Consider the following 24,433-nt stretch of genomic DNA (forward strand, 5'->3'; position numbering starts at 1 on the left):
GAACTTCTCCTCCCTTTTTCACACGAATTGTTTTAATTCATCCATACCGGCAACCATTCCGTAAACCGACTGAGCGACTCACCTCCCGTCTATAGTGATAGCAATTTCAATGCTTCAGCATACGAATCAGATTTTGCGTTGAATACAGCGCCATTCTCTCTACCGCTTCCGCCGTATAAGCGCCCGCATGAGGGGTCAGGATGAAATTGTCCAGTTTCAGGAGCTTTTCATCCGGGGACGGCGGTTCTTTGGAAAAAACATCCTGCGCTGCAACGGCAATCCTTTTCTCCTTCAAGGCGGTGTAGAGACTCTCTTCATCGACCAATTCCCCTCTCGAGGTATTGATTAATATCGATGACGGCTTCATCAGTTTCAGCGTATCGCTGTTGATTATGTATTTGGTCTCCGGCGTAAGCGGAAGGTGAAGAGAGATCAGGTCCGACATGGCCAATACAGCCTTCAAAGAATCGCACAGCACGATCCCATACTGCCTGAGAAATTCCGAATCGTTAAAATAGGGATCATACAGCACGACAAACATGCCGAGTCCTTTGGCGCGTTTGGCCACCTCCCTGCCGATCTGTCCGCCGCCGATAACGCCGATGGTTTTCCCGGTCAGTTCGATCCCCTGAACTCTGTCCCAACCCCCGTTTTTTACATTGGCGCTCAAGACGGAAACTTTGCGGGCGGCTTCAAACATCAGCGCAATGGCCAGCTCCGCGACGGATATATTATTGCTTCCGACAGCACTCTCAACTGAAATCCCCAGCTTCTCGGCAGCTTTTAAGTCGATGTTATCCACGCCGACGCCATACTTCGATACCGCTTTCAAATCCCGGCAGCGGCTCAGCACTTTTTCCGTCAATGGATCCACGCCGACGATTATACCGACCACTTGCTCTCCGGCCAGCCCGATGATCTCCTCTTCGGTAAATGTCTTTCCCGTATCGTTTGCGATGATTTCATAGCCCAACTCTTCCAATAGAGGGAAGGTTTGCGCTTTGTAGTCTTTAAACGACTTTGGCGTAATTAATATTTTCATCGCGAGACCCATCCTTTACTTTATATCGAATACTGATGGTAATATTTCAAGTATTTGTCAAACCGTCTTGCAAAGAACTCCCGGCTGCTGCCGTCCGGCAGCCAGCTTCTTTTCAGCTGCGGCTTGATCTCCTTGACTGTAGCGATTTCGCCTGCCGCCTTCAGAGCCATATAGGCCGTTCCGAGAAGCGAGGCATGCGAAAGACGGTCTGCATAAACCGGCAATTCGAATATGGAAGCGGCCATCTGCAGCCAAAACGGCGACTGCTCGATCCCGCCCGAGATGCTGATCAGCTTGGGCGCTTGTCCTACGATGGGCAGCGTAATCTCATAGCATTGCTTCAAATTGAACAGCACGCCTTCTAACGTCGAGTAGTACAAATCGTAGCTGTCATGGTTGATCTTAATATCGAACATCATGGCACTCTTCGTATCGTCCCAGCCCGGGCAGCGCTCCCCTGCCAGAAATGGAAGGAAAATGGGTGCATCACCTTTTTTTAGCGATTTCACAGCTCCCTGATCCAATTGCTTCAAACTGAGGCCGCCATGGGCTCCAAGAATTTTCTTGCCCATCCAATCGACGGTGTTGCCTGCACCGGCGGTGGCGCATCCGGCGATCCACATGTCTTCAACGCCGACATAGCACCAGGTTGACGGGGAATCGGCAAGCACCGGTTTTTCCGTCGATATGCGTATGGCAGCGCTCGTACCTACGGAGATAGACATAATGTTATCTCCAAAACCGCCGACAGCCACCTGGTTCATGCAGCCGTCCGCGCCTGTGATCAGGACCGGCGTGCCTTCTTTAATTCCCAGCATAGAAGCCGCTCCTTCGGATAAAGGAGACGTATATTCGGAACCGACCAATGTCGGCAGCATGCCCTCGTCGATCCCTGCCAGTCTCAATGCTTCCTCGTCCCACTCCAGCGTATGAAGGTTCAGGAACCCTCCGGCCGATGCGGTGCTCCTGGATACGGCAAACTCCCCGGTAAGCTTCAAATACAGATATTCCGGCATGGAAGCGATATAAGAAACGCGGGCCGCATTGCCCGTTTCTTTCTCGTGCATATATTTCCAAAACGTATAAGTCGTGTGAATCGGACACCCCGTACGCCGGTAAAGAGAGGCGAATAGGTCCGAATCCTTCCTGTATTTGTCCGTCGTTGCGGATGCCGCCGTATCGGCCCAGGTGCTGAGCCGGGAGACGGGTCGTTTGTCTTTATCCAGAAGAACGAGACTGTGGCTCCAAATGCTGCAGGCAGCCACCATATCCACATGATGGATCCCGTTTTGCGCAAGCAGCCGCTTACCCGCCAGCATCGTTTCTTCCATGATTTTGTCCGCATCGAATGTGACCGTATCTCCCGCATCGGCGGAATAGTTGATCGGCAATATATCGACTACGCCTTCACCGTTTCGATAAAGCATAGCTTTGGCCGACGCAGTCGATGCTTCCAAGACTAGAATAAGTATGGTCTTTCACCTCTCACCATCGTTAGCTCTGCTCCGGTCAGCTGTTTTGATCCTTCTGGAACATCTCGTAAATGTTTTTCTTTGCATTCATGATATGCAATTCAATGCACCTTCGAAGCTCCGCCTGATCTCCGGCTGCCAAAGCACGATAAATGGCCTCGTGCTCCCGGACTCCCTCGATCATGCTTTCTCTCGGCTGGCGGCCGTAAACGTAATAGGCATAAGCGTGCGTACCCAAATTATTATATATTTGCAGCAATCGATTATTGCCCGAGCACTTCATGAACAATTGATGAAACTCCTGGTCCAACGAATAGTTTTTAAAATATTCGTTTACGTTGGAGACGTTTTCAATCAGACGCTTATGCTCCGACAGGTTTTCGATAAATTTCTGCCGGATTTTCTCGTCCCGGTTAAAGTTTTCGATCGCTTTCTCGATATAGCGCGTTTCGAACATCAGCCTGATGTCGATCAGTTCCTCGATTTCCTCCAATTTGACTTTTCGTACGTTCACACCCCTTCTGGGTGTATTTTCCACCAAGCCTTCGCTGATCAAACGGTTCAAAGCTTGCTTGATGGGGGTTTCGCTGATTCCGTAGCGTTCGTACATTTCTCTGATAATAATCTTTTGTCCGGGAACCAATACTCTTTGCGTAATATCTTTCTTTATTGCTTTATAGGCGACATCTACAAGCGTTTCGGTTTTATAATCCATCGTATCCAACCCGTAGTTCTCCTTCCAGGACATCCATGTGCGCAATACTTTATCGGATTAAAGTTTTAGATCTAAAATTTAAAATCTGTATATATTTACTATTGTACATAAAAATTCCTTGTAATCAATAAAAATTTTTACGGATTTTGGCATTAGAGGAAGCTGCAAACATAAAAATCCGCCATCCTTTTGCAGTAAAATGCAATTGGACGGCGGATTTTGCCGATATGTTTCAAATCCGATCCATAAACCAGACAGCTCCCATGAAAGCTATGATTCCGGAGATGCCGTACACCATTCGGGGATACCACGATATCCGTGCGGCACAGATCAGGGCGGGCAGCAGCACCGCCAGAACTGCCAATTGGCCGACTTCGACGCCGAGATTGAAGGAGAACAAGGCTAACAAATAATCTTCTCCAAGCGCTCCGTGCAATATGTCTGCGAAGCCGAAGCCGTGAATGAATCCAAAAAGCAGCGCAACCAGCCACCGATAGCCGTGCCGTTTCAACCAAATGTTCTCGATGGCGACAAATACGATGCTGAGCGCAATGAGCGGCTCAATAACCGATAACGGCACCCGTACAATATCCAATGCCGACAGTGCCAACGTTATACTGTGGCCGACCGTGAAGGCCGTTAAGATTTGAACATACGCCTTTGTTTTCTGCTTTACGACCAACAGTCCGAGCAGAAACAGAAGATGATCGTAGCCTGTCCAAATATGCAGCATGCCGGTAACGAGAAAATCTCTGAAGGTAAATAACCAGCCCGGAACCGCTATTTCCATCGTTCTCCTCCCGCTCCCATCGCTAATCTTCTCGCTGATGTCGCGCATTTGAGCGTTCAGCACCATTTGAACGGGCTGATTCCCCGTATGGACGGTCACGAAATTTTGGTGCTGCGGATCATCCAGGTCGAAAAAAAACGCATAGTGGATGCCGTACTCCTGAACCGGCCTGTCAAAGGTGCTGGACAGCTCCATGCGGACAAAATCCATTCCGTTCTTCTTCTCTACCGTATGGCTCTTCAGCATAAACCGGCCCTTTTCACCGTTGCCGGTGACCTCAAGCGATTCGCCGATGAGCCGCTGCAGATCCTGCTCGGTCCAGATGGGTCCTGCCGGAGCGGAAGCTGCCGGATCGAGGACAATCACCTTCCTCGTTCGGATGGTCACCCATTGCTCTACTTCCCTGGCTTCCAAATACAGCGTATAGTTTATTGTTTTACCGGCGGCCCGGATATCCGAATAACCGATCGTGCCTATGTGCGCCTCGGCCATAAGCGGCATGCCCGCAGCCTGCACGGCTATAAGCAGGACAAAGGCTGCAATGATGCGAATAAGCCGCTTGCTCATTCCTTATTCACCAATGTCAATATGAGTTTGGCGCTTTCCGCCCGTGTTGCGCTGCCGCTCGGAACGAACTGCCCGCCGGAGCGGCCTTCAATGATATGAAGCGCGGCTGCTTTGCCTACAGCCGACTGGGCCCAAGCGCTGATTTGTCCCGCATCGATAAAGTCCGCTTTCCCTTCGGCCAGCGGTTTGCCGGATTTTTTCTCCATGGCTCTGACTATCATCACCGCCATTTCCTCACGGCTGATGGTCCGGTCCGGCTCGAAGCTAAGCTCGTTTGTCCCTTGAACGATTCCCGATTCATAGGCCGCATTAACGGCCTCCGTATACCAGGCATCGCCGTTCAAATCCTTGAAATGAGCAGCGCCCGGCGAAGCCTTCAAACCAAGAGCCCGTACCAGCAGCGCCGCAAACTCGGCGCGAGTCACAGGGTTCTCCGGAGCAAATAAGCTGTCGGATATGCCATCGGCAATGCCTTTGAACGAAAGCTCCTGAATCAGCGAGTAAGCCCAATGGCTGGAAGGCACATCCTGATAAGTTTTGACATATTCGAATACGCCATAAACACTGAAGTGATTCACATTCGCCGTATAGCTGCCCTGAGCATAAGTTCCCCCGATAAAATGGAATTTTCCATTATCATCGATATAGTAAATGCCCGCCAGCCTCGGATTGGTTACATGCCCGGCCGGAAGCGTAATCGTAACCGGTTTGGCAAACTCAGTCAAACGGGAAACCGTTCCGGTCGAATCCATAACTTCAATCGTCAAATCATACGTCCGGCCTCGGGATAGGAGATGCTCGCCCCTCTTCTCTGCGGCAGGTTCGATCTTGACCATAATCTGACTGCCGCCTCGTTCCCCGGCGGGCAGCAAATTGGCTGCTTGTACCAGTACATCGGACGGAATGGACAGGTGCACCTCGCTTGTCCGAATCGAAATGGAGCTGTTTTCGCCAATGTATTCAGCCGCATTGGCCGGCAAAGAAACGCCTGTCCGGCCGTCCGCAACAGAGATGCTGACGGGTCCGCTCTGACCCTTCAAGTCATCCGGCTTCACGGCTTGCAGACTGCCGTCCGTCCCCGAATTCCGCCCCGGTAACGCACCGCCTGCGCCACCCCCTGCACCGCCTCCGCTGCTGCCGCTTGAGGAATCACTCCCATTGCTTACAGGACCCGTTCCGGTTGTGAATTCATAAATGTCCGAGGTCGTAAATCCGCCGTACGCATCTTCCAGTGTCGTATACCAGTAATACATGCTTGAGCCCTTGTTCAGCCGCCAAGGAACTTCCGCACGGCTGCCGCTAGGCACATTTTTCCTTTCCCCGATTTTCTCTTTGGTATACACGTTGACGCCGATATAATCGGTCGCCACTTGCTTGGCAATCGGCTTTAGATGGATCGGCAAGCTGAATTCTTCCATCTCCGGCTTGTCTTCAAAGTAAATGTAATCGTCGAGCAGCGGCGAATACGTATTGACCATCAGCTGATTATTTTTCATATCGAATTGCAGCAGGCGCATATACCCCAGACCGCCCTGCGGCCCGGATTGATAATCCGCCAGCATCTCAATAACGGTATTGCCGTTATCCCCGTGCCTCACGTTGTAAGCCACCCCGTGTATATGACCGCACAGCACCATGAACACATTTTGATTTTTGGAAACGAGCTTTTTCCACAAGTCTTCGCCTTGACCGGCATAGAAGCCGCCCGGCGCAATGTATTCGTGGGTCGCAATAATGGCATTGCGGTCAGGATACTTTTTCAGTACCTCATCAGCCCATTGAATCGTTTGGTCGTCAATCTGCCAACCCAGATAAAGAATGATGAAATCATTGCCTTTTGCCGAAATAAGATCGTAGTGGTCGCGGTTGTTTTCCAGGTCTCCCCCATACCACGGATTGTTCTCAAAGCGGTGGCGCCCGAAATATTTCCAATATTCGTTATATACCGCCTCATTATGATTAACGTCATGGTTACCCGCTACCACCCCATACGGAATTTGAGCGTCATCCAGCGTTTTCATGCTGGCGTCTGCCGCCGCCCATTGATCCGGCTGGTCAAAGTCGTCCACAATGTCCCCGGTATGGACGACATATTGGATTTTCTTCTCCTGCGCGTGGTCCGCAATCCATTTGGTCATCGTTTTGTAGGTGTCCGGCCAGCTTTCCGAGTAATATTGGGTGTCACTCATCCAAGCAAACGAGAAATCGTACTGATCCGGAGAAGGGATCAAATCCTGCACAAGAACATGAATTTTTTGATCCTTCACCATATCGGCGACGCTTACGTTCGCTTTCAAGGTGAAATCCTCCGTACCCATGCCCGAAGCTGCGGCCTGCCACTTTCCGGTGGTGTGGTTCCACGTATACAGCGTCACCTGCCGTTCCGGCTTGGAATGTCCTCGCCATTGCACCTCTACTTGCTCAATACCCGTCAAATCGTCCGCAATCGTAAATTCAAAACGCTGATAAGGCAATTTCTCGTCATATTCGGTTGAAAAATATTGTCCGTCGATCGCTTTTACCGCTTCGACGGCCTCGCCGGAGAACGGCGTTTCCCCCGCAGGTTCCAGTTCCAGCGGAGGTTCGCGGTCCGCTCCGTTCGAGAAGGCTTGCTTCGGTGTTTTGTCAGTAAAATCATACTGATAGGCTTTGTAGAATGTCACGTCCAGCGGATCGCCGGTCGGATCATTCACGGTAACGGCCAATGAGGCGTTTAAGTCTACTCCCGCTGCACCCTGCGCCGGAGACGGATTGACCGGCTTGTACGGGTGCTCCTCAACCACGGAGAAAGGAATCTTTTTGACGAGCTCGTTGCCGGCTTTATCCGTTACAATCGCTTCAAACTCATGAGTGCCCGGCGTCAAATTCAAAGCATTCACGACGGCAGGCAAAGACAAATCGTTGCCGTCCAGCTTGCCCTCCACGGCTGCAATACCGGAAAGCGCATCGTCCGCACTGATCGAAAATGAAATGCTGCCTTTATACGTTTTGTTTTCCTCGATGGACAAGGCTGTGATGAAAGGCTTGGTGTTATCTACAATTACTTCCGCGGAAACTTTCTTCAGCGGTTCCGAGCCATCCACCTGGATCGAAACCGTATGCGGACCCTCCGCGACTTGGGTCGTATCCCAGGCATACGTGCGGCCGGTCAGCTTGTCATCCGGAATGGTAAATGTCATGTCTGCGCGTTCTTTGGCCGTTACATCGTTGAACGAGCCGTCGCCGAGTGCGATTTTACCGGTTGGTCCCGCTGCATACGAACCGTCTCCCATCTTGATTTGGGTCGATTCGACCGGAATAATTGTTCCGTCAGGAAGAACAAGGCGTACATTTTGAATGGTGAAATCGTCATTGTTATCGGTCGTATCGAGCGGGTCCACGCGATTACCCGAAGAAACGGAAATGACGTTCGCGCCGGCTTTCAAATCGTCAGCCGGAATTTCTACGGTTACGATTTGATTGCCTGTAATATTGGCGTCAAAAATTTTCAATACTTTATTGCCGACCAGCAATCCGTTTTTGTATCCGGCATTAAAGCCGTCCACTTCCATGACGAACGTAGCCGGGCGCACCATCTTGTTGACGGTCGGCACCTTTACGCCGTCGACAAACAGAGAGGTTGCTTCATTCTCGTCACTGCTTGCTCCCAGCAGCATTTGCGTGCCCGACAAGAAATCGCCTGTTTTGACATTCAGGATCAACGGCTCGACAGCCTCATGCTGAATGGTAATGGCATACGGCTTTCCTCCGTTTTGAGCCATAGACGTAACTACATTGTTACCGTCAGACGCTTCAAAATAATATTCCAGCGCTTCCGTTTTCTGAAGGTCATATAAAGAAATGGTCTTGGCTTCGTAAAATCCTTCACTGTTTTTCTCCAGATTCTCGGCTTTAAAAGTATCCTCTTCCTTGTTCTTATGGTAAAAAGTCACGCGTTTGACTAGGTTGTCGTCTGTAATGCCTGCTTTCAAAGTCAGATCAATCGGCGGTGTCGCCAGCAGCGGCATCGTATGGTCAATGACCGGCACCGTTGTATCGTTCACTGCGGATTTCGCCTGCGGCGGCACTTGACCGGCAATGACAGCGGCAGGAGTAGCCGTTTGTCCATACGCTCTCTTCATCATGACTTTGCTGCCGTCTTTCGGATATTCGTACACAATCCCTTTTTTGCTGACGGCTTCATTAGCCTGCTCGCCATCGTTATAGGAAGCGCGGGAAATTTCCGCACCGGTGTCCGTCATAAGCGCAAGCGTTCTTTTCTCCGAATTGATCATGCCGTCGTTCGGGGCGGTTCGGACCATTTGGTCATCGGTAATACTGGAGCCGAAGTTTGCGTTAAAGTCCGCCGTCGTTTTCCCTTGGCTTGCCGTATTGTTAATCCACAGCACCATAGCGCTTTGAGGCTGTACCAGCTTGTTTTCATCCAAATCCCAATCTTTAAACGTATTGTTCGGATAAATATATTTCAGCTTGTAATCTTTCAAGTTGATCGGGCGGTCTGTTGTATTATACACTTCCACATACTCATAGGTTTGTGGAGAATCGGGATTCGGCACAATTTCGGTAATGAGCAGATCCGGAACCACGTTATAATTTACCTCCGGGTAAACCGACAAGCTGAAGGTTTGATCGGTTTGCTCCGGAAGACGCGTTACATTCGTCCCGTCCGACGCCTCGAAATAGTAATGTAACGAGGAAGCGTCATTCAGCTCCGTCTTAGGAATCGTGGCTGAATAGGTCATTCCGGCGACGGTCATGGGCAGAGATGTAAAGCTGCTCTGCTTGTCCGTTTGATACAACAGCTTTATATATACTAGCTGCGTCTCTTCATAGACGGAAGCAGATACGGTGAAGTTCTGCGCTTCAATTCCTGAAGCGGTTGGCGTATGCTCGATGTACGGAGCCCAATAGTCCGCCGGCAAATGGACAGGCGCTGCCGGAGTTTGCCCGGCTGCTAATGTCCCGGGGGTTGGCGCTACCTTCGAGCCAAGCTTGATCATCGTATGGGTTCCGGCCGCAGGCGGCTGATACGTAACTGTCTTGCCATCTGCGGAATCCGAAGTGTCGGTAGAATTCGGAGCGTTGTAGCTTGCCGTTACGATCCGGTTCAGGCCATGATCCAGCGCAAGGGACAGACTGCGACCTCCCGTATTGGCCATTCCTCCCGAATGAAACCGGGTCACCTGCGATTCGGTCAAGCTCGTTCCATATGCCGTATTAAAGTTGCTCAGGTCATCGGTAATCCCGCCATTATTAGCCGGGTCCGTCACATTCCACAGCACCATCACTGCACCCGGGGCCAGCGGCTTGTCCTCCGTGATATCCCATTCCAGCGGAGCCCGGTTATCATAATAATCATAAATAATCTTGTAATCCTTCAAATTGATCGTCTTGTTGCTGTTATTATAAATCTCTATGTACTCATATGGCTCCGCAGACACCCCGGAAGGCTGTTTGGAGTTAAACATAATTTCCGTAATCAGCACATACGGAGGCGCGGCCGCCGCTTCAACCTTCGGAACCGTACCTGCCATTGGAAGGCCGGATACGGCGACGGCGAAAGCTAAAAACAATTTGATCCATTTCCGTTTCAACACATTCTCCCCATCCTTATCATGATTTACCGCACAATCAGAACATACGATCCCGCATTCAAACGTGTGCGTATTTATGGATTATAGCGAAGGTTTGTAAGCGGAATATCATCTCAATTTTAAGAAAAAGTAAACAGATTCTGATATATTTCAGCCCGCAAAAAAGCCACAATGCGAGGGTTGTCGCATTGTGGCTCAGGACAAGTCGTAGCGAAGCCGTAACGATTTCGGCCAAAGTAATCGGTTTCATTTTTTGCGCGTCATCCAACTCTTCCCGGCCTATTTTTACCCGGATGCGTTCTCGTCTTCCAACGCCTGGTCGGCCGCTTTCCACGCATTGAAAATATGCTCTTCCGCTTTTTTCTGGGCCGTTGTTCCATCCCGCTGCAGAATGGCCGAGGCGATGAGCCGATGCTCGTTCAACGTGCTGTACTTGCGTGTGCTGTTTTTGGTCCAAGCCGTCGACCTGATCAAAGTAATCGGATTTTGTAAGCTCTCCAGCATTTTTCTCAGCACTTCGTTTTTGGATATGTAATAAATTTTAGAATGGAATTCGTTGTTGATTTCGGCAATCACTTTATAATTGGTCAGCTCTTTTTCCTTTTCAAAAACAACCTCCATTTCATTTAAAAACGAGTGAAAGTCCGCCAGTTCCTCCTCGGTTGCATTCTCGGCGGCAAGTTTGGCGGCTAAGCCCTCCATAACCGCTCTCGTTTGATAGAAATCGAGTATATTTTTCCTGGACAGTTTGGTTACGAAAATTCTCCGATGAGGCAGCGTTTCCACTAATCCTTCCGATTCCAGCTTGTTCAGGGCATCGCGAATCGGGGTGCGGCTCACCTCCAAATCCTGCGCAAGATTGGTTTCGATCAATCGTTCTCCCGGCCGGTACACCCCGGCTAAAATGTTATTTTTCAGCTGCTCGTATACAACTTCCCTGATCGTTTTAGGCCGAATCATATCTTTTTGTTCTCTCCCTTTTATCTAAACAAGCTTATTAATGGAATCATAACAATAAGTAGAACGACAATCAATAACGTCAGGGAAAATCTTACATTTCGCTTCTGCTTCATCGCCGCCCTGTTCCTTGATCGGTTTTAGGGCAAATTTCATCCTCTCCAAGCTTTTTTAATCATTCTCATGACGAACGGCATGGCCAGTATGCATAAAATCAGAATGAACAACGTCAGTGAAACAGGACGTGTAACGAAAACATCCAGGCTTCCATGCGAAGAAAGCAGGGACTGCCGCAAGGTATTCTCCGCCATGGGCCCCAGGACTAAAGCCAGGACGGCTGCTGCGGGGGAAAATCCGTTCCGCTTCATAAAGTATCCAATGATTCCGCAGATCAACATAATCCAGGTTTCCACGATACTTGCATGAAGAGTGTAGGTGCCCAGCACGCAAAGGACAACGACCATAGGAAGCAGCAAACGGTAAGGAACCTGCATGACCTTTACAAATAGCGGGATGGCGACAATATTCACCAACAGCAGTACGACATTGCCCAAATACATGCTGGATACCAAGCCCCAGACAAAATCGGGATTGCTGTCCATCAGCAGCGGCCCGGGCTGCAGCCCCCACATCATGAACGCGCCAAGGAGAACCGCAGTGGAACCCGAACCGGGAATCCCAAGGGTCAGCAAAGGCACCATCGCTCCCGCCGAGGCCGCATTGTTGGCCGCTTCCGGACCGACCAGGCCCGGCATGGCGCCCTTCCCGAATTTTTCCGGGGTCCTGGAAAGTTTCTTTTCCATAGAGTAAGACATCAGAGATGCAATCGTAGCCCCCGCACCCGGCAGCACTCCGACAAAAAATCCTAAAAGCGACCCGCGGATAAAGGTATATTTGCTTTCCAGATAATCTTTCGCATTGGGCCAGAAGTTTTTCTTAAAGGAAAAAACAATCATTTCTTTCTTTCCTTCCCGATGGGCTCCTTCATGGACGGAACTTAGAAGTTCCCCGATACCGAAAAGGCCGATGGCGACGGGAATAAAGTCGATGCCATTGATCAGTTCGGCCGATCCGAAGGTAAATCTTTGTTGACCCGATACGACGTCAACGCCTACCATGGAAATGGCGAAACCGAACAAAGCCGAAATGATGCCGTTAATCTTGTTGTCTCCCATCATAAAAGTCAACATCAGCAGACCCATCAACATCAGCATGAAATATTCCGACGGGCCGAATGATACGGCAACATCGGCCAGAAAAGGGGCCATGGAGGAAATCAGGATGACCCCGAGTGTACCGCCTATAAACGAAGCCACCGCCTGCATGACAAGCGCGGGGCCCGCCCGACCTTGTTTGGCGAGCGGATACCCATCTAATGTACTTGCGACGGTTGCCGATTCCCCGGGCGTATTAATCAGAATAGAAGTAATCGTGCCTCCATACATGGAACCGTAGTATATCCCGGCAAGCATAATGATTGCCGTTGTGGGATTCAATGAAAATGTCAGCGGCAAAAGGATGGCGATTCCGGCTGATGGACCGAATCCGGGGATGATCCCTACAATCATGCCGATAAACGCCCCTATGGTTACAAATAATAAATTGGTAGGAGTGACTGCTATTGAAAAACCCAATAGCAAATGATCCCAAAATTCCATACTGCTCGCCTCCCACAGCTTTTACATAAATCCCAGTATTCCCTTTGGCAGCCCCGCATTCAGCCAAAGCTCAAACATAGCAAAGACTAACGCCGGAATCGTGATGCTGATGACCGCATTCTGCACATATCGTTTGCGGTTGAAACGAAACAGAATGAAATAAATGTACAATGCCATTGCGGGTACGGCCCCGATATAAGTCATGAGCAGAACAAGCAGAAATGTAAGAAGAATCACCCACCCTATATCGCCGGCATACCCCTCGCTGCCTTCTTCCGATCGTCTGTTCCGCCAATCGTTCATCACCCGAATGCCTGTAAATATGAGAAGCAAAAGACCAATCGTGATGGGAAACAGACCGGGACCCGGCTTGCCGGAGCTTGTGAAAAATTCGAATTCAAGGCTTAACAGAAAAAATACCCAAGTGAACAAAAAGAGAAATGCGGAAAATCCCAGTTTCATCATGCCCACTATTTTATCGCTCCCGTCTCTTTAAGAAGTGTCTTAAAGGTGTTGGTTGTCTCTTCAAGATATTGGGCAAAATCGTCCCCAAATCGTATATCTTCCGTCAAGCTGTTATCACTGATGTACTTTTTCCATTCCGGTGTTTCCGCGACTTTTTTCATCGTCTCAATCCACCAGTTCTGAACGTCATCTGAAACGCCGCCTGCCAAAACAATTCCGCGCGGCATAGGCAGGTTCACGTTGTAGCCGAGTTCCTTGAAGGTGGGGACGTCCGATAAGGACTGTATCCTGCTATTACCGGAAAATGCAAGCGGTTTCATTTTTTCGGCTTTAATTTGCCCCAATACTTCCGATGGATTTGCCATCATGGCATCGATGCTTTTTGAAAGCAGGCCCGAAGTACTTTCTCCTGCAGATTGGAACGGCACATACTCAAAATCGAATCCGGCTTCTTTCGCCAGCATGCGGGGGATAATGTAATCCACATTCACCGCTCCCAACCCTCCGATACTCATTTTTTTGCCGCTTTTTGCGGTTTGGATGAAATCGTCCAGCGTATTGTACGGAGAGTCGCCGTTTACAATAAACACCATGTCGTCCGTTGCCATCAATGCGACCGGGGTAAAAGATTTGTAGTCAAAGCCCGTATTGGAAAGCAGCGGTGTTGTGATAAAGCTTCCGCTGGTGGAACTGATTTGATAAGGATCCCCTTTGTGGCTGTTCAGATACCCCCAACCCGTGGCCCCGCTGCCGCCCTGACGATTTTCAGCCACAATCGGCGGTGTATACAGTTTGTTTTTTTTCAAAATATCGATAATGGTTCTGGACATGATATCGTTTCCTCCGCCGGGTCCGAAGGCGATCGTCCAGTCAAGCGGCTTTTCTGGATATTTGAATTCCGTTTTCGATTGCGTTTGTGTATTCTCTGAAGCGCCGTTGGCGGGTTGGCCGTTCCCTCCGCCCGCTCCCCCGCAGGCGCTTAATGAAAAAGCCGTCAGAGCAGCCAACATCATTTTCCATACTCCACTTTTCATAATAAACTCACCCTTTCAAAGCAGATAAAAGGTGGCGGTCGCCATGGCGACCGGTTTTCCGTCCTGATTCGTCATTCTCGATTCCATCTGGACGATTTTCTTCCCTTTCTTCAAAAAAGCGGCGGTGCATGTAACGATTCCACCATGGACACCGCTCAGATACTGGGTTTTCATTTCCAGAGTAACCGCCGAACCAAGAAATTTTTTGCACAAATGTCCCATAGACACGTCGAGGATGAAGGAAATAACCCCGCCATGCAAAGTCCCCTGCGGATTGAACATGTAATTTTCGACAGGGGCTTCCACGATGCAAACTTCATCCCCGTACTTGAATTTCAAATCAAAAAAACGCGCCAGAAAAAACGTTTCAAAATCATTTGCCTGGGTGGCCATGGCTTCTTCAAATTTGATCCTAGCCTGTTCCATATTTATACCTTCTTCTCTAGGAATACTTGAAGTCCGGTTTACGTTTCTCCAAAAAAGCCCTGACTCCTTCTCGATAGTCTTCCGTGCTGAAGGAATCCTGCCGGAGTCTTTTCGTCTCCTCCGTATCTTCCGCCACGCCTCTCATAATTTCCGAAATGATATATTTCATGCTGCGTACCGTAAATTGCGCATTTTGGCACAATAGTTCCGCAAATTCGTAAGTTTTGCTTACGATTTCTTCCGGGGAATAGACTTCGTCGATCAGGCCGATTCGAAATGCGCGCTGCACATCGATAATTTTGCCGGATAAAAGAATATACTTTGCGTTGGCCGGACCGACCAGATCAACCAATTGTTTGGTCGCGTTAAGGCTGTATACCAGTCCCAATTTGGCGGGGGTGATCCCAAAACGGCCGGTCGTATCGGAAAAACGGAAATCGCATGCCAACGCCAACTCGCACCCTCCTCCGATACAAGGTCCCTGAATCATCGCAATCGTCGGCTTTTTAAAGTGGGCTAATCTTCTTTCCGCTTTATGACAAGCATCGTTGTAAATTTTCGCCCCTTCCGGAGTCGATCTTAATGTTTTGAATTCGCTGATATCAGCCCCGGCGGCAAACGCCATTTCATCCGCCCCGCGCAAAACGAGCACCTTGATCCCCCTGTCCTGCTCGGCATCTTCCAACAGGGAAGGAATCGTTTTCCACATTTCGTGGGTCAAAGCATTCCTTTTTTCCGGCTGATTAAAATAAATCGTGGCAACTTCACCTTTTTTCTCAAGATAAACATGATTCGTAGACATCAAATGATCATCCTTTCCGGATATTTATTGTATACCACATTTTCATTATACAGCTCCTTGATTTCCTCTTCCTGCAATCCCAGCTCATTCAATACCTCGTTCGTATGCTGCCCAAGCCACGGCGCAGGCGTTCGGATCGAAAGCGGCGTCCCGGAGTATTTGACGGGGAACCCTATGGTTTTCATATCCCCCAGGATGGGATGATGAATTTCCAGAACCATGTCCCTGGCCAAAATGTGCGGATCGTTTAACGCTTGTTCGTAAGTGTAGACCGGTCCTCCCGGTACGCCGGATTCATCCAATTTTTCCACCCAATGCGAGGTCGGTTGCTCTTTCAATATTTCTTCTATCATGCTCTCCAGCAAGTCGATATTTTTCATTCTTGTCTGTAAATCGATGAACCGCGGATCGCCGACCCACTCCGGTTTTCCTAAAACCTTATTGCATAAGTTGGTCCAAAGCTTATCGTTTCCGGCTCCAATCGTGACATACCCGTCTTTCGTTTTGTAGGCTTGATAAGGAGTGGACCGTCTATGACGCGCTCCGGTTGCAGCCGGAATTTCCCCGGCCCCAAAGTAAGCCGCTGATTCCCAGAACGTCCATGCCAACGCGGCATCGACCAAGGACGTTTCCAGATACTGCCCTTCCCCGGTTTTAAGCTTATGGATATAGGCGCCCAAAATTCCATAGGCCGCCGTTATGCCGGCAGAGATATCATTAATGGCAATCCCGACTTTCACGGGACGTCCGCCGGGCTCACCGGTCATTCTCATCAGCCCCGTAACGCCTTGGGCAACGATATCAAAACCTCCTTTCTGGCTGTATGGCCCCGTTTGCCCATACCCGGATATGGAGCAATAGATCACCCCCGGATTAACCGCTTTCACCGCATTGTAATCAATGCCCATTTTCGTTTTGACGTCAGGACGAAAATTTTCGATTACCACATCCGCCTTTTCAGCCAGCTGCATAAAAATGTGTTTCCCTTTTTCATTTTTCAAATCGAGCGCGATGCTTCTTTTGTTTCGGTTAGGCATAGCAAAGCAGTAGCCTTCGCCATTTTTAAAAGGCCCGACTCTCCTCGAATCGTCGCCGCCCGGGAATCGTTCCACTTTGGTCACTTCCGCCCCAAGATCGGCCAAAATCAACGTACAGTAAGGACCTGCCAAAAATTGGGTCAAATCCAACACTTTCATTCCATGCAAAGGCAGCATCAAAATCACCTCTCCTCAAAATGTTAAAAAATTCGTTTTGTATACAGTATTCCGTATCCAAAAAAAATATACTTCTGACTCACAGGTCAGAAGTATATTTTGCAATAAAATAAATTGATTAAATTGATAAAAAAGGCTGCATCCAACAATTAATACTGTATTCAGTTTTCATTATGATGGTAAGACCAATAAAACGAGGCTTGGATAAGGCATCCCGTTAACCGTCCCACTTCCTCCAGTTCCCTATTTGTACGGTTAACGGGATGCCCGTTCCTATTCCCAAATCCAATTGCCCAGTTCATCGAATTGAAGAAACTTGGGCTCATGATTTAACTCGATATTTGGCTGATTTTTGATCTCCTCATAAATGGCTTCGGTTACCCACAGACGTTCGATATGAAGGGTATTCCGGATCACCATCATACGCAGCTTGGCCGCATCATCGACCCGCAGCATTTGTAATGCCCCGTCAACAAGCGCCCGGTCATCGGCAAATGTCATCGGAACAGCCGCCCGAATCACGAAACCGCTTGTTGCGCAATTCAAATAAGTAGCCGTTTTATCCATTTCCTTCACCAGCGCTTCCGTTGTCAAATCGGCAAGCCCAATCCCCGTGGCATTGCCGTGGGACGGTTCGGATAAACGGAGTACTCCGATATAGGTGAAGTAAGGTTTTTGCGGTTCCGGTACGCCCTGAATACGAAGCCGGCCGATGATGTTCGTATCCATCCCGGTACCGCTGAAATTTTTTCCCATTTCTCCGACAATAAGCAAATCTGCCTGATCGGCAGGGAGGCTTGGCATAAAGCTTTTTGCTTGTGCCAAAAGAACCTTCTCCCTTTCAAAGATCCGGTCATAAGGTATGCCTTCCACGATTGCCGTTTGCTCTTTCGCATTCTCTACGACGCCAATCCCGCCGATGATCGGGGCATGCTCCAATATGCGTCCGCCGATCAAAGGAATCATATCGGCCAGGTGACCGGCGCCAAGGCTGTGGAACATGTCGGCTCCCTTCGCCCGTCCCATGCCAACCGTCATCATCTTTAATAAACCGCTTTCGTAGTCACCCCGAAACGAAGTATGCGGTTTGATCCGATTCACGACCACAACCCCGTCCGCCTCGAACGCTTCTTTCGCACAATAAACCGGAATTTGCCGTCCAAACGCTTCAAACTCGTCGATCAACTGCACATCCCTGGAGCAGGAAACCCGACAGCCCAGAGCCTCTTCTTTAATTCCCATGCTGTCCAATACTTCTTTTTGCCCCTCGGCTTCCCCGCGCCCGTGGCTGCCCATGGCCGAAAAGACAAATGGGAGATATCCTTTGGACTGAAGTACGCTCACTACCTTCCGCAAAATGTCTACATAATTGGCAATCCCGCGGCTTCCGGCCGTTACCGCGATCGACGCTCCCGGCTTCAAACGCCGGGAACGGTCGTTTTGCAGTATGTTTTCTACGGCCTGCTCTATCGATTTTGAAATATCGCCGACAACCGGGGTCTGGGAATGAACCTGAATCGGATAAAGTTTAATTGAAGCTGCTTTAATCGACATGCTTTTCTCCTCCTAATATCGTTAGCCTACATTTCAATATCCGACGATAGTGCTTCTTTTTTCTTCTTGAACCCGGCCAGAATACTAAGGATCATAATCACGATGGAAAGAATCAGCAGGGTGCCGGAAAGAGGTCTCGTAAACAAGGCGAAAAAGTCTCCTTTATAGATCGTCAGCGACTGCATCAATGCATCTTCCATAAGTTTCCCCAAAACGAACGTCAGCACGATAGGCGCCAACGGGATATCGACTTTTTTGAAGATGTAGCCTACGATGCCAAAGGCTACCATGACACCCACATCAAACAAACTGTTGCTGACGCTGTATGCCCCTACGGCCGCCACCGCCAAAATGATCGGGAACAGCAGCTTGAACGGTATCATCGTAATTTTGGCCCAAAATCCGGCCATCGGCAGGTTCATGATCAAAAGTATGAAATTTCCGATAAACATGCTGGCAATAACCGCCCATACGAAGTCCGGATTTTTCTGGAAAAGCTGCGGTCCCGGTGTCAGACCATGCATGATAAACGCTCCAAGGAGTACGGCAATCACCGGGGAACTCGGAATCCCCAAGGTAAAGAGGGGAATCAGGGCCCCTCCGCAATACGAGTTGTTCGCCGTTTCCGGACCGGCCACACCTTCGATCGCCCCTTTCCCGAAGCGGCTCGGATCTTTTGCCAGCTTCTGTTCAAGGGAATACGACAAGATCGCCGGAATCACCGAATTCGTCCCCGGGAGCAAACCGATGATGAAGCCAAGTCCGCTTCCACGCAAAATGGCGGCTATCGTCGGCTTCCATTCTTCCCGCCTCGGCAGAAGCCCTTTGACCTTCGGCGGTTTTTCCGCCTTCAAATTTTTTTCCGCGCTGATCAAAATTTCAGAGATCCCAAACAGCCCCATGGCTAAAGGCACAAAATCAAAGCCGTTCATCAATTCCATTCGATCAAAGGAAAAGCGAACGACACCCGTTACCGGATCCAATCCGATCAGGGCAAGATTTAACCCGATGACTGCGGCAATCATGCCGCGGATGACCGATTTGCCCATCAGGCCGATGACCATGGTCATCCCGAGTATCATTAAGGCGAAAAATTCCGGCGGACCGAACTGCAGCGCCAGCCGGGCAATGGGCGGTCCAATGAGCGCGAGACCGATAATGGACAGCGTCCCCCCGATGAAGGAGCCGATTCCGGCCACACCCAAGGCGGTTCCCGCCCTGCCTTGCTTGGCCAACGGATGGCCGTCAAGGCATGTAATGACGGAGGCGGCTTCCCCCGGCGTGTTGATCAATACGGATGTAATCGTCCCGCCATACATCGCCCCGTAATAAATCCCGGACAACATAATAATCGCGGAAATCGGCTCCATGCCAAACGTCAGCGGCAAAAGGACAGCGGTCCCGGTGGTCGGGCCCAGGCCCGGCAGGACACCGACAAGCATCCCGATCGTAACGCCGATGAAACAATACAATAAATTCCACCAACTGAAAGCTGTTTCAAATCCCGAAAGCAAATATTCCATCGCGGCTTCCCCCTTTATAACCCGAATACATTTTCAGGCAGGGGAACGTTTAATAACGATTGGAAGACATAAAAGATCGCCAATGTTACCGCCACCGAAATGCCTAATCCCCAATACCACTTATATTCCCTGAAAAACAATATGAACAGCATGACAATGCTCGCGATGGTATAGCCTGTGTAGGGTATTATAATCAGAAACACGATGAAGGCCGCAAATATCGAAGCCACTTTCCTTAATCCGGCACCTTTAGGAAAAATGTCACTTAATTTGATCCTTTCTTTTCGAATCGATTCCACAATATACAACAAGGAAAGAAGGATTAAAAATCCGCTCAGCCAAAGGGGCAATAATCCGGGACCCGGTCCATAATTGCTGTAATAGTCATAGGATAATGACTGCCAAAAGAGGGTGCCGGCAATAATGAGAATGACCAAACCGACCCAAACGCCTGCATTTTTCAATTCTCTCACGTCCTTTGTCTCCTTTGATTTGGCCAGCGAGGATTGACCTGACAGTGACACTATCGTTCCAACTGAAGGGGGATTACCATCCAAGTAAATCTCTTAATGCAAGCACATCCTGCTCATCTTTTTCCAGCAGATCCATATAATCTTTTCCGTCTTTGTAGTCCACTTGAAGGCCGGATTGGCCTTGCTTATCGATCTGTTCCTGATTTTTGATGCCTTTTTCCAATGCCGCACGTAAAATTTCCAGCTTATGCGGATCGATGTCCTTCGGAGCGGCAATTCCCCGGGCGGAACCGGAAATAATCCCGCTGAATCCGCTTTCCTCCAATGTCGGAATATCGGACAAGAAGGGGGAACGTTTTTCGGCCATCACGGCCACGACCTTGATCTCGCCGCTGTTATGAAGCGACGTGACTTCCCCGACATTCGCGAATAAAACATCCACATGACCGCCGATCACTCCGGTCTGGCTTTCTGCGGCTCCTTTGGTATGCACGGCCGTGAATTTGGTACCCAAGGCCTTATTCATTTTCAATATGGCATAATGATCATCGCTACCCACTCCGGTAGAAGTGGCGGTTAATTCATTATTCCTGGCGTATTCAATTAAACCTTTGATATCCGTAAAACGGTTCTCATCTCTGCGGATGGCGATGGCCCCAGGATCCGTAACATGGTTGGCGATCGGGGCGAAGCTTTTCAGATTCTCCTTGCGTTTTTGCTTTGGATCCAGGTAACCCGTCATCAGGTTTGGGGTATTAATATACCCGATGGTATAGCCGTCCGGCTTGGCATTCGCCAGCTCCGTCCAACCGATCCAACCGCCGCCGCCGGGCTTATTTATGATATTGATCGGCACGCCGAGTTCTTTTTCCACGTAAGGCATAAGCATGCGCGCTCCGACGTCCGTACCGCCGCCGGCCGCATAAGCAATGATCAGATTGATCGGCTTATCCGGCCATTTTTCCTTTTGCGGTTCCGGATCCGGGGATGAACCTTGGACGGAAGATGATTGGCTTCCGCCTCCGCCACAAGATGTAAGCGCTAACGTTAAAATGACCGCCAAAGACAGGTTAATCCATTTTTTCACAGCCATTCACCCTGCTTTCCTAATTTTAAAATTAAGTCATTCTGGTAATGCAAAACTGCTCATCATGCCCCAAAATTTCCGCCTTGACCATTTTTCCGGAGGCCACCTCGAGAATTTCGCGGTAAATTTCTTCTCCCATTTGCTGCAGCGTCTTTTTGCCAAGCAATACTTCACCCGCGTTGATATCTATATTTTCTTTCATCTTTTCATAGGTTTTGGGGTTGCCTGTAATTTTCAGTACGGGAACGCCCGGAAATCCCGTCGGCGTCCCTCTGCCGGTCGGGAATACAATCATCTGCGCTCCCGCCGCTACCTGCCCGGTGCTGACCTCCCCGTCGTGCCCGGGAGAATCCATCAGCAAAAGCCCCTTCACTTTCGGCGTTTCGGCATACTGAATCGTACCGCTAAACGGGGCATTCCCGGACTTTTTCATACTGCCCAATGATTTTTCCACAACACTGGACAATCCTCCGTCATAATTTCCTGTCGAAATAAGATGAGTCCTCTTCACATTGCTGGACTCGCGAGTCTGCCGCTCAAGCTTTTTTTCCGTACGGGAGACGATCTCCTTGATCTCCTGCGCTACTTGCTCATTCACGGCTCTTCTCGCCAAAATATGCTCTGTACCGAGAAGCTCGGTAATTTCAGCAAGAATAGAGGAGCCTCCTTGGGATACCAGCATATCGGAGGCAATGCCTAATGCAGGATTTGCGACCAATCCCGATGTCATATCAGACCCCCCGCAATTCAGACCGATCATCAAATGACTGACATCCGCTTCCTCCCTCTGCTGTCTGGAGGCCATTTGCTGCATCTTCCTGGCGTATTTAACGCCCTGCTGGATCGCTGCCAGAGAGTCTCCTTCCTTTTGGATGACCACGGTCTCCAGCATCTTTTGTGCCGGGGCTATCCCCTCCGCCAACTCGTAGGGACTAAAACGTTCGCAACCCAAACCCACTACAACGACGCCGGAAAAATTAGGATTTCTTCCGATTTGAATCAATGTTCTTGCGGTAATCTCCAAATCCTCGCCAACCTGGCTGCAGCCGACGGGATGACGAAAGTAAACGCTTCCAGGCACCTGATAGGCAATCCTTTCAGCCACTTTCGCGGAGCAGAAGACAGATGGGATGATCGCAATCAAGTTGCGAACCCCTACGGACCCGTCTTTTCTCCAATACCCCATAAACTTATCGGCCATGCTTCATTCCCCTTTCGCAATACATATTGTGGCTGTGTATCCAACCGCCTTTTGGAACCGGAACTTTCATTTTCCCGATTTCCTCGCCGTACTTATAAACGCTTTCGTCCCGGCCAATGGGCTGCAAAGCGATTTTGTGACCAAAGGGGATATCCTCAAGAACAACAATCGATTCCTCCCGGTTCTCTTTTCTGACTATGCAAAGATCTCCTTTGCTCAAATCCGTCAAAGCAACAGCTGTGTTGTCTTTCGGGTCTATGACAAGCGCTGCTTTCTCTTCATGGCTTGCGGCAAGCTTTACATCGTCCATACGCCTACTCCTATCTGAATAATTTATGATGGTCCGACCTATGAATGAACAAAAGAATGACATGTGGGATTAAATCCAATTCAATGGTATTATATTTACATTAATATGACGGGGTAATGTCGATATGAAAAAAAGTTACAATGTCAAAGCTTCACCGCGGATGTTCGAGCAAGTTGCCAGGCAAATAGCCGATTATATTCAGGCAGAGCAGTTGGAGCCGGGATCCAAGCTGCCCACCGAAAGGCAGTTAAGCGAGCTGCTTCAAGTCAGCCGTTCCTCTGTGCGCGAAGGCATACGGGTGCTGGAGCTGCTCCGTTTTCTGGATTCGAAGCAAGGGGAAGGAACTTTTGTATCCGATCCTCCTCCCTTTCTCATCCCTGACCGGGTGATCGGGCAAAAACTTGAACCACAAGCTTTGCGCCATTATTTTGAGATCGCCCTCATGTGCGCGGAAACCGTTCTTATGCTGTCGATTCAACATCACGTCCGCTATAGTAACGTTTTAAGCGGGAAAACATTCTGGGAAAACCTGCTGTTTTTCATTACCGGTTTAGGGGAATCATTGGAAAATCCTTACTTTTTCGTTCTGTTTTCCGAAACCTTCGGGCTCGTCCTGCAATCCGGAGAATTGCCCGAAACAAGCGCGCCTTTTGAAATGCAGGAAATCATCGATGCTTACCATGCTTCCGATATCCATAAACTCAAAAAACTAATAAATTTATTATCTGAACATATATCCTTTCTGTAAACAGCTTCCTAGATCGATTTAATCATTCCGCCGTCAATGAGGATGGAGCTGCCCGTCATGTAGGTGCTGGCGTCAGATACCAGAAAAACAACCACCTTCGCAAATTCTTCCGGGGTACCGTAACGGCCTAATGGAATTTGCTTCTTGGACTGTTCTTCTACCTGCTCCCGAGTTTGTCCGGTCTTTTTCGCCTTCAATTCATCGAGAAAAGCGACGCGATCCGTTGCAATACGCCCAGGCGCAACCGTATTGACGAGAATATGGTAGGGTGCCAGTTCTTCGGCCAGGGTCTTGGTTAATCCGACGATTCCCGTACGGAAAGTATTGGAGAGAATTAATCCCGGAATCGGTATCTTAATGGAAGAGGATGCCAAATTGACAATACGCCCGCCTGCCTGCTTCAAATCGGGCAGCACTTCCCGAATGATCCGGATATAGCTTAGAAGATTGAGTTCAAAGGCTTTCTGCCAGTCTTCATCAGAAAACTGTTCAAACGATCCTCCGGGAGGCCCGCCTGCATTATTGATCAGAATGTCGATTTTTCCGAATGTTTCACGAGTGGCTTGGACAAGATTTTTGATCGATTCGGCACTGGTAATATCGGCAGGTTGCCAGGCCACCTTTCCTTTTCCCAGCTGCTCGAGTTCTTTATGAACCGCCTGCAATTTTTCCGGATTACGGCTTGTCAGCATGACGTGTGCGCCTTCTTTCACCAGTTCGGCGGCGACCGCCTTTCCCAAGCCCTGGCTCGAGGCGACGACCAAAGCGGCTTTTCCTTGTAAATTCAAATCCATGAAGCTC

20 protein-coding genes are annotated in these 24,433 nt (G+C 49.5%); 1 reads left to right on the top strand and 19 read right to left on the bottom strand.

The window, feature by feature from the left end; genetic code table 11:
* Window positions 1-106: 106 nt before the first annotated feature.
* The 18 genes from IJ22_RS12950 to IJ22_RS13040 all read right to left on the bottom strand — a co-directional run bounded on the left by IJ22_RS12950 (window position 107) and on the right by IJ22_RS13040 (window position 22,884).
* Complete coding sequence (locus IJ22_RS12950) at window positions 107-1,042, bottom strand: phosphoglycerate dehydrogenase (RefSeq protein WP_062409112.1); 936 nt, start codon at window positions 1,040-1,042, stop codon at window positions 107-109.
* 20 nt (window positions 1,043-1,062) lie between these two features.
* Complete coding sequence (locus tag IJ22_RS12955; RefSeq protein ID WP_062409113.1) at window positions 1,063-2,499, bottom strand: gluconokinase; 1,437 nt, start codon at window positions 2,497-2,499, stop codon at window positions 1,063-1,065.
* 52 nt (window positions 2,500-2,551) lie between these two features.
* Window positions 2,552-3,229, bottom strand: a complete 678-nt coding sequence (locus IJ22_RS12960) for a GntR family transcriptional regulator (RefSeq protein WP_235594345.1) — start codon at window positions 3,227-3,229, stop codon at window positions 2,552-2,554.
* 232 nt (window positions 3,230-3,461) lie between these two features.
* A complete protein-coding gene (locus IJ22_RS12965) occupies window positions 3,462-4,586 on the bottom strand; it encodes a HupE/UreJ family protein (RefSeq protein WP_062409115.1) in 1,125 nt (374 codons plus the stop codon).
* Window positions 4,583-10,183, bottom strand: a complete 5,601-nt coding sequence (locus tag IJ22_RS12970; RefSeq protein WP_062409116.1) for an S-layer homology domain-containing protein — start codon at window positions 10,181-10,183, stop codon at window positions 4,583-4,585. The genes IJ22_RS12965 and IJ22_RS12970 overlap by 4 nt, the downstream gene beginning before the upstream one ends.
* 282 nt (window positions 10,184-10,465) lie before the next feature.
* Entirely contained in the window at window positions 10,466-11,140 is a 675-nt protein-coding gene (locus IJ22_RS12980; protein ID WP_062409118.1) for a GntR family transcriptional regulator, read from the bottom strand.
* 149 nt (window positions 11,141-11,289) lie between these two features.
* Window positions 11,290-12,795: a tripartite tricarboxylate transporter permease gene (locus IJ22_RS12985; RefSeq protein WP_062409119.1), complete on the bottom strand. Its 1,506-nt coding sequence runs from the start codon at window positions 12,793-12,795 to the stop codon at window positions 11,290-11,292.
* Between the two features lie 21 nt (window positions 12,796-12,816).
* Window positions 12,817-13,260 (bottom strand): tripartite tricarboxylate transporter TctB family protein, encoded by a 444-nt coding sequence (locus IJ22_RS12990; protein ID WP_235594346.1) that lies wholly within the window; start codon window positions 13,258-13,260, stop codon window positions 12,817-12,819.
* Window positions 13,261-13,265: 5 nt separating this feature from the next.
* Window positions 13,266-14,294: a tripartite tricarboxylate transporter substrate binding protein gene (locus IJ22_RS12995; protein ID WP_074727505.1), complete on the bottom strand. Its 1,029-nt coding sequence runs from the start codon at window positions 14,292-14,294 to the stop codon at window positions 13,266-13,268.
* Window positions 14,295-14,309: 15 nt separating this feature from the next.
* Complete coding sequence (locus IJ22_RS13000; RefSeq protein ID WP_062409122.1) at window positions 14,310-14,720, bottom strand: PaaI family thioesterase; 411 nt, start codon at window positions 14,718-14,720, stop codon at window positions 14,310-14,312.
* 16 nt (window positions 14,721-14,736) lie between these two features.
* On the bottom strand, window positions 14,737-15,522 hold the full coding sequence (locus IJ22_RS13005; RefSeq protein WP_062409123.1) for an enoyl-CoA hydratase-related protein: 786 nt from the start codon (window positions 15,520-15,522) through the stop codon (window positions 14,737-14,739).
* Window positions 15,522-16,736, bottom strand: a complete 1,215-nt coding sequence (locus IJ22_RS13010; RefSeq protein ID WP_062409124.1) for a CaiB/BaiF CoA transferase family protein — start codon at window positions 16,734-16,736, stop codon at window positions 15,522-15,524. Before IJ22_RS13010 ends, IJ22_RS13005 begins: the two co-directional genes overlap by 1 nt.
* Window positions 16,737-17,009: 273 nt before the next feature.
* A complete protein-coding gene (locus IJ22_RS13015) occupies window positions 17,010-18,290 on the bottom strand; it encodes a nickel pincer cofactor-dependent isomerase, group 22 (protein WP_062409125.1) in 1,281 nt (426 codons plus the stop codon).
* 26 nt (window positions 18,291-18,316) lie between these two features.
* Window positions 18,317-19,813 (bottom strand): tripartite tricarboxylate transporter permease, encoded by a 1,497-nt coding sequence (locus IJ22_RS13020; RefSeq protein ID WP_062409126.1) that lies wholly within the window; start codon window positions 19,811-19,813, stop codon window positions 18,317-18,319.
* 14 nt (window positions 19,814-19,827) lie between these two features.
* Window positions 19,828-20,286, bottom strand: coding sequence for a tripartite tricarboxylate transporter TctB family protein (locus IJ22_RS13025; RefSeq protein WP_062409127.1), 459 nt, complete (start codon window positions 20,284-20,286; stop codon window positions 19,828-19,830).
* Window positions 20,287-20,359: 73 nt separating this feature from the next.
* A complete protein-coding gene (locus IJ22_RS13030; protein WP_160327380.1) occupies window positions 20,360-21,373 on the bottom strand; it encodes a tripartite tricarboxylate transporter substrate binding protein in 1,014 nt (337 codons plus the stop codon).
* Between the two features lie 31 nt (window positions 21,374-21,404).
* The gene (locus tag IJ22_RS13035; RefSeq protein WP_062409129.1) at window positions 21,405-22,574 is read right to left on the bottom strand and encodes a UxaA family hydrolase; all 1,170 of its coding nucleotides are present in this window, start codon (window positions 22,572-22,574) and stop codon (window positions 21,405-21,407) included.
* Window positions 22,564-22,884, bottom strand: a complete 321-nt coding sequence (locus IJ22_RS13040) for a UxaA family hydrolase (protein ID WP_054818812.1) — start codon at window positions 22,882-22,884, stop codon at window positions 22,564-22,566. Before IJ22_RS13040 ends, IJ22_RS13035 begins: the two co-directional genes overlap by 11 nt.
* 124 nt (window positions 22,885-23,008) lie before the next feature.
* Between IJ22_RS13040 and IJ22_RS13045 the strand changes: the two genes are divergently transcribed.
* Window positions 23,009-23,632, top strand: a complete 624-nt coding sequence (locus tag IJ22_RS13045) for a FadR/GntR family transcriptional regulator (RefSeq protein ID WP_062409130.1) — start codon at window positions 23,009-23,011, stop codon at window positions 23,630-23,632.
* Window positions 23,633-23,640: 8 nt separating this feature from the next.
* Here the strand turns inward: IJ22_RS13045 and IJ22_RS13050 are convergent, their stop codons facing one another.
* On the bottom strand, window positions 23,641-24,426 hold the full coding sequence (locus tag IJ22_RS13050) for an SDR family oxidoreductase (protein ID WP_054818810.1): 786 nt from the start codon (window positions 24,424-24,426) through the stop codon (window positions 23,641-23,643).
* Window positions 24,427-24,433: the final 7 nt, after the last annotated feature.

Origin of the sequence: Paenibacillus naphthalenovorans, from assembly GCF_001465255.1 — a bacterium.
Classification (GTDB): Bacteria; Bacillota; Bacilli; order Paenibacillales; family NBRC-103111; genus Paenibacillus_G; species Paenibacillus_G naphthalenovorans.

Coding starts and splice junctions, on each gene's coding strand:
- IJ22_RS12950 (WP_062409112.1), bottom strand. CDS start 1,042: ATGAAAATATTAATTACGCCAAAGTCGTTTAAAGACTACAAAGCGCAA.
- IJ22_RS12960 (WP_235594345.1), bottom strand. CDS start 3,229: ATGGATTATAAAACCGAAACGCTTGTAGATGTCGCCTATAAAGCAATA.
- IJ22_RS12965 (WP_062409115.1), bottom strand. CDS start 4,586: ATGAGCAAGCGGCTTATTCGCATCATTGCAGCCTTTGTCCTGCTTATA.
- IJ22_RS12980 (WP_062409118.1), bottom strand. CDS start 11,140: ATGATTCGGCCTAAAACGATCAGGGAAGTTGTATACGAGCAGCTGAAA.
- IJ22_RS12985 (WP_062409119.1), bottom strand. CDS start 12,795: ATGGAATTTTGGGATCATTTGCTATTGGGTTTTTCAATAGCAGTCACT.
- IJ22_RS12990 (WP_235594346.1), bottom strand. CDS start 13,260: ATGATGAAACTGGGATTTTCCGCATTTCTCTTTTTGTTCACTTGGGTA.
- IJ22_RS12995 (WP_074727505.1), bottom strand. CDS start 14,294: ATGAAAAGTGGAGTATGGAAAATGATGTTGGCTGCTCTGACGGCTTTT.
- IJ22_RS13000 (WP_062409122.1), bottom strand. CDS start 14,720: ATGGAACAGGCTAGGATCAAATTTGAAGAAGCCATGGCCACCCAGGCA.
- IJ22_RS13005 (WP_062409123.1), bottom strand. CDS start 15,522: ATGTCTACGAATCATGTTTATCTTGAGAAAAAAGGTGAAGTTGCCACG.
- IJ22_RS13010 (WP_062409124.1), bottom strand. CDS start 16,736: ATGCTGCCTTTGCATGGAATGAAAGTGTTGGATTTGACCCAATTTTTG.
- IJ22_RS13015 (WP_062409125.1), bottom strand. CDS start 18,290: ATGTCGATTAAAGCAGCTTCAATTAAACTTTATCCGATTCAGGTTCAT.
- IJ22_RS13020 (WP_062409126.1), bottom strand. CDS start 19,813: ATGGAATATTTGCTTTCGGGATTTGAAACAGCTTTCAGTTGGTGGAAT.
- IJ22_RS13035 (WP_062409129.1), bottom strand. CDS start 22,574: ATGGCCGATAAGTTTATGGGGTATTGGAGAAAAGACGGGTCCGTAGGG.
- IJ22_RS13040 (WP_054818812.1), bottom strand. CDS start 22,884: ATGGACGATGTAAAGCTTGCCGCAAGCCATGAAGAGAAAGCAGCGCTT.
- IJ22_RS13045 (WP_062409130.1), top strand. CDS start 23,009: ATGAAAAAAAGTTACAATGTCAAAGCTTCACCGCGGATGTTCGAGCAA.
- IJ22_RS13050 (WP_054818810.1), bottom strand. CDS start 24,426: ATGGATTTGAATTTACAAGGAAAAGCCGCTTTGGTCGTCGCCTCGAGC.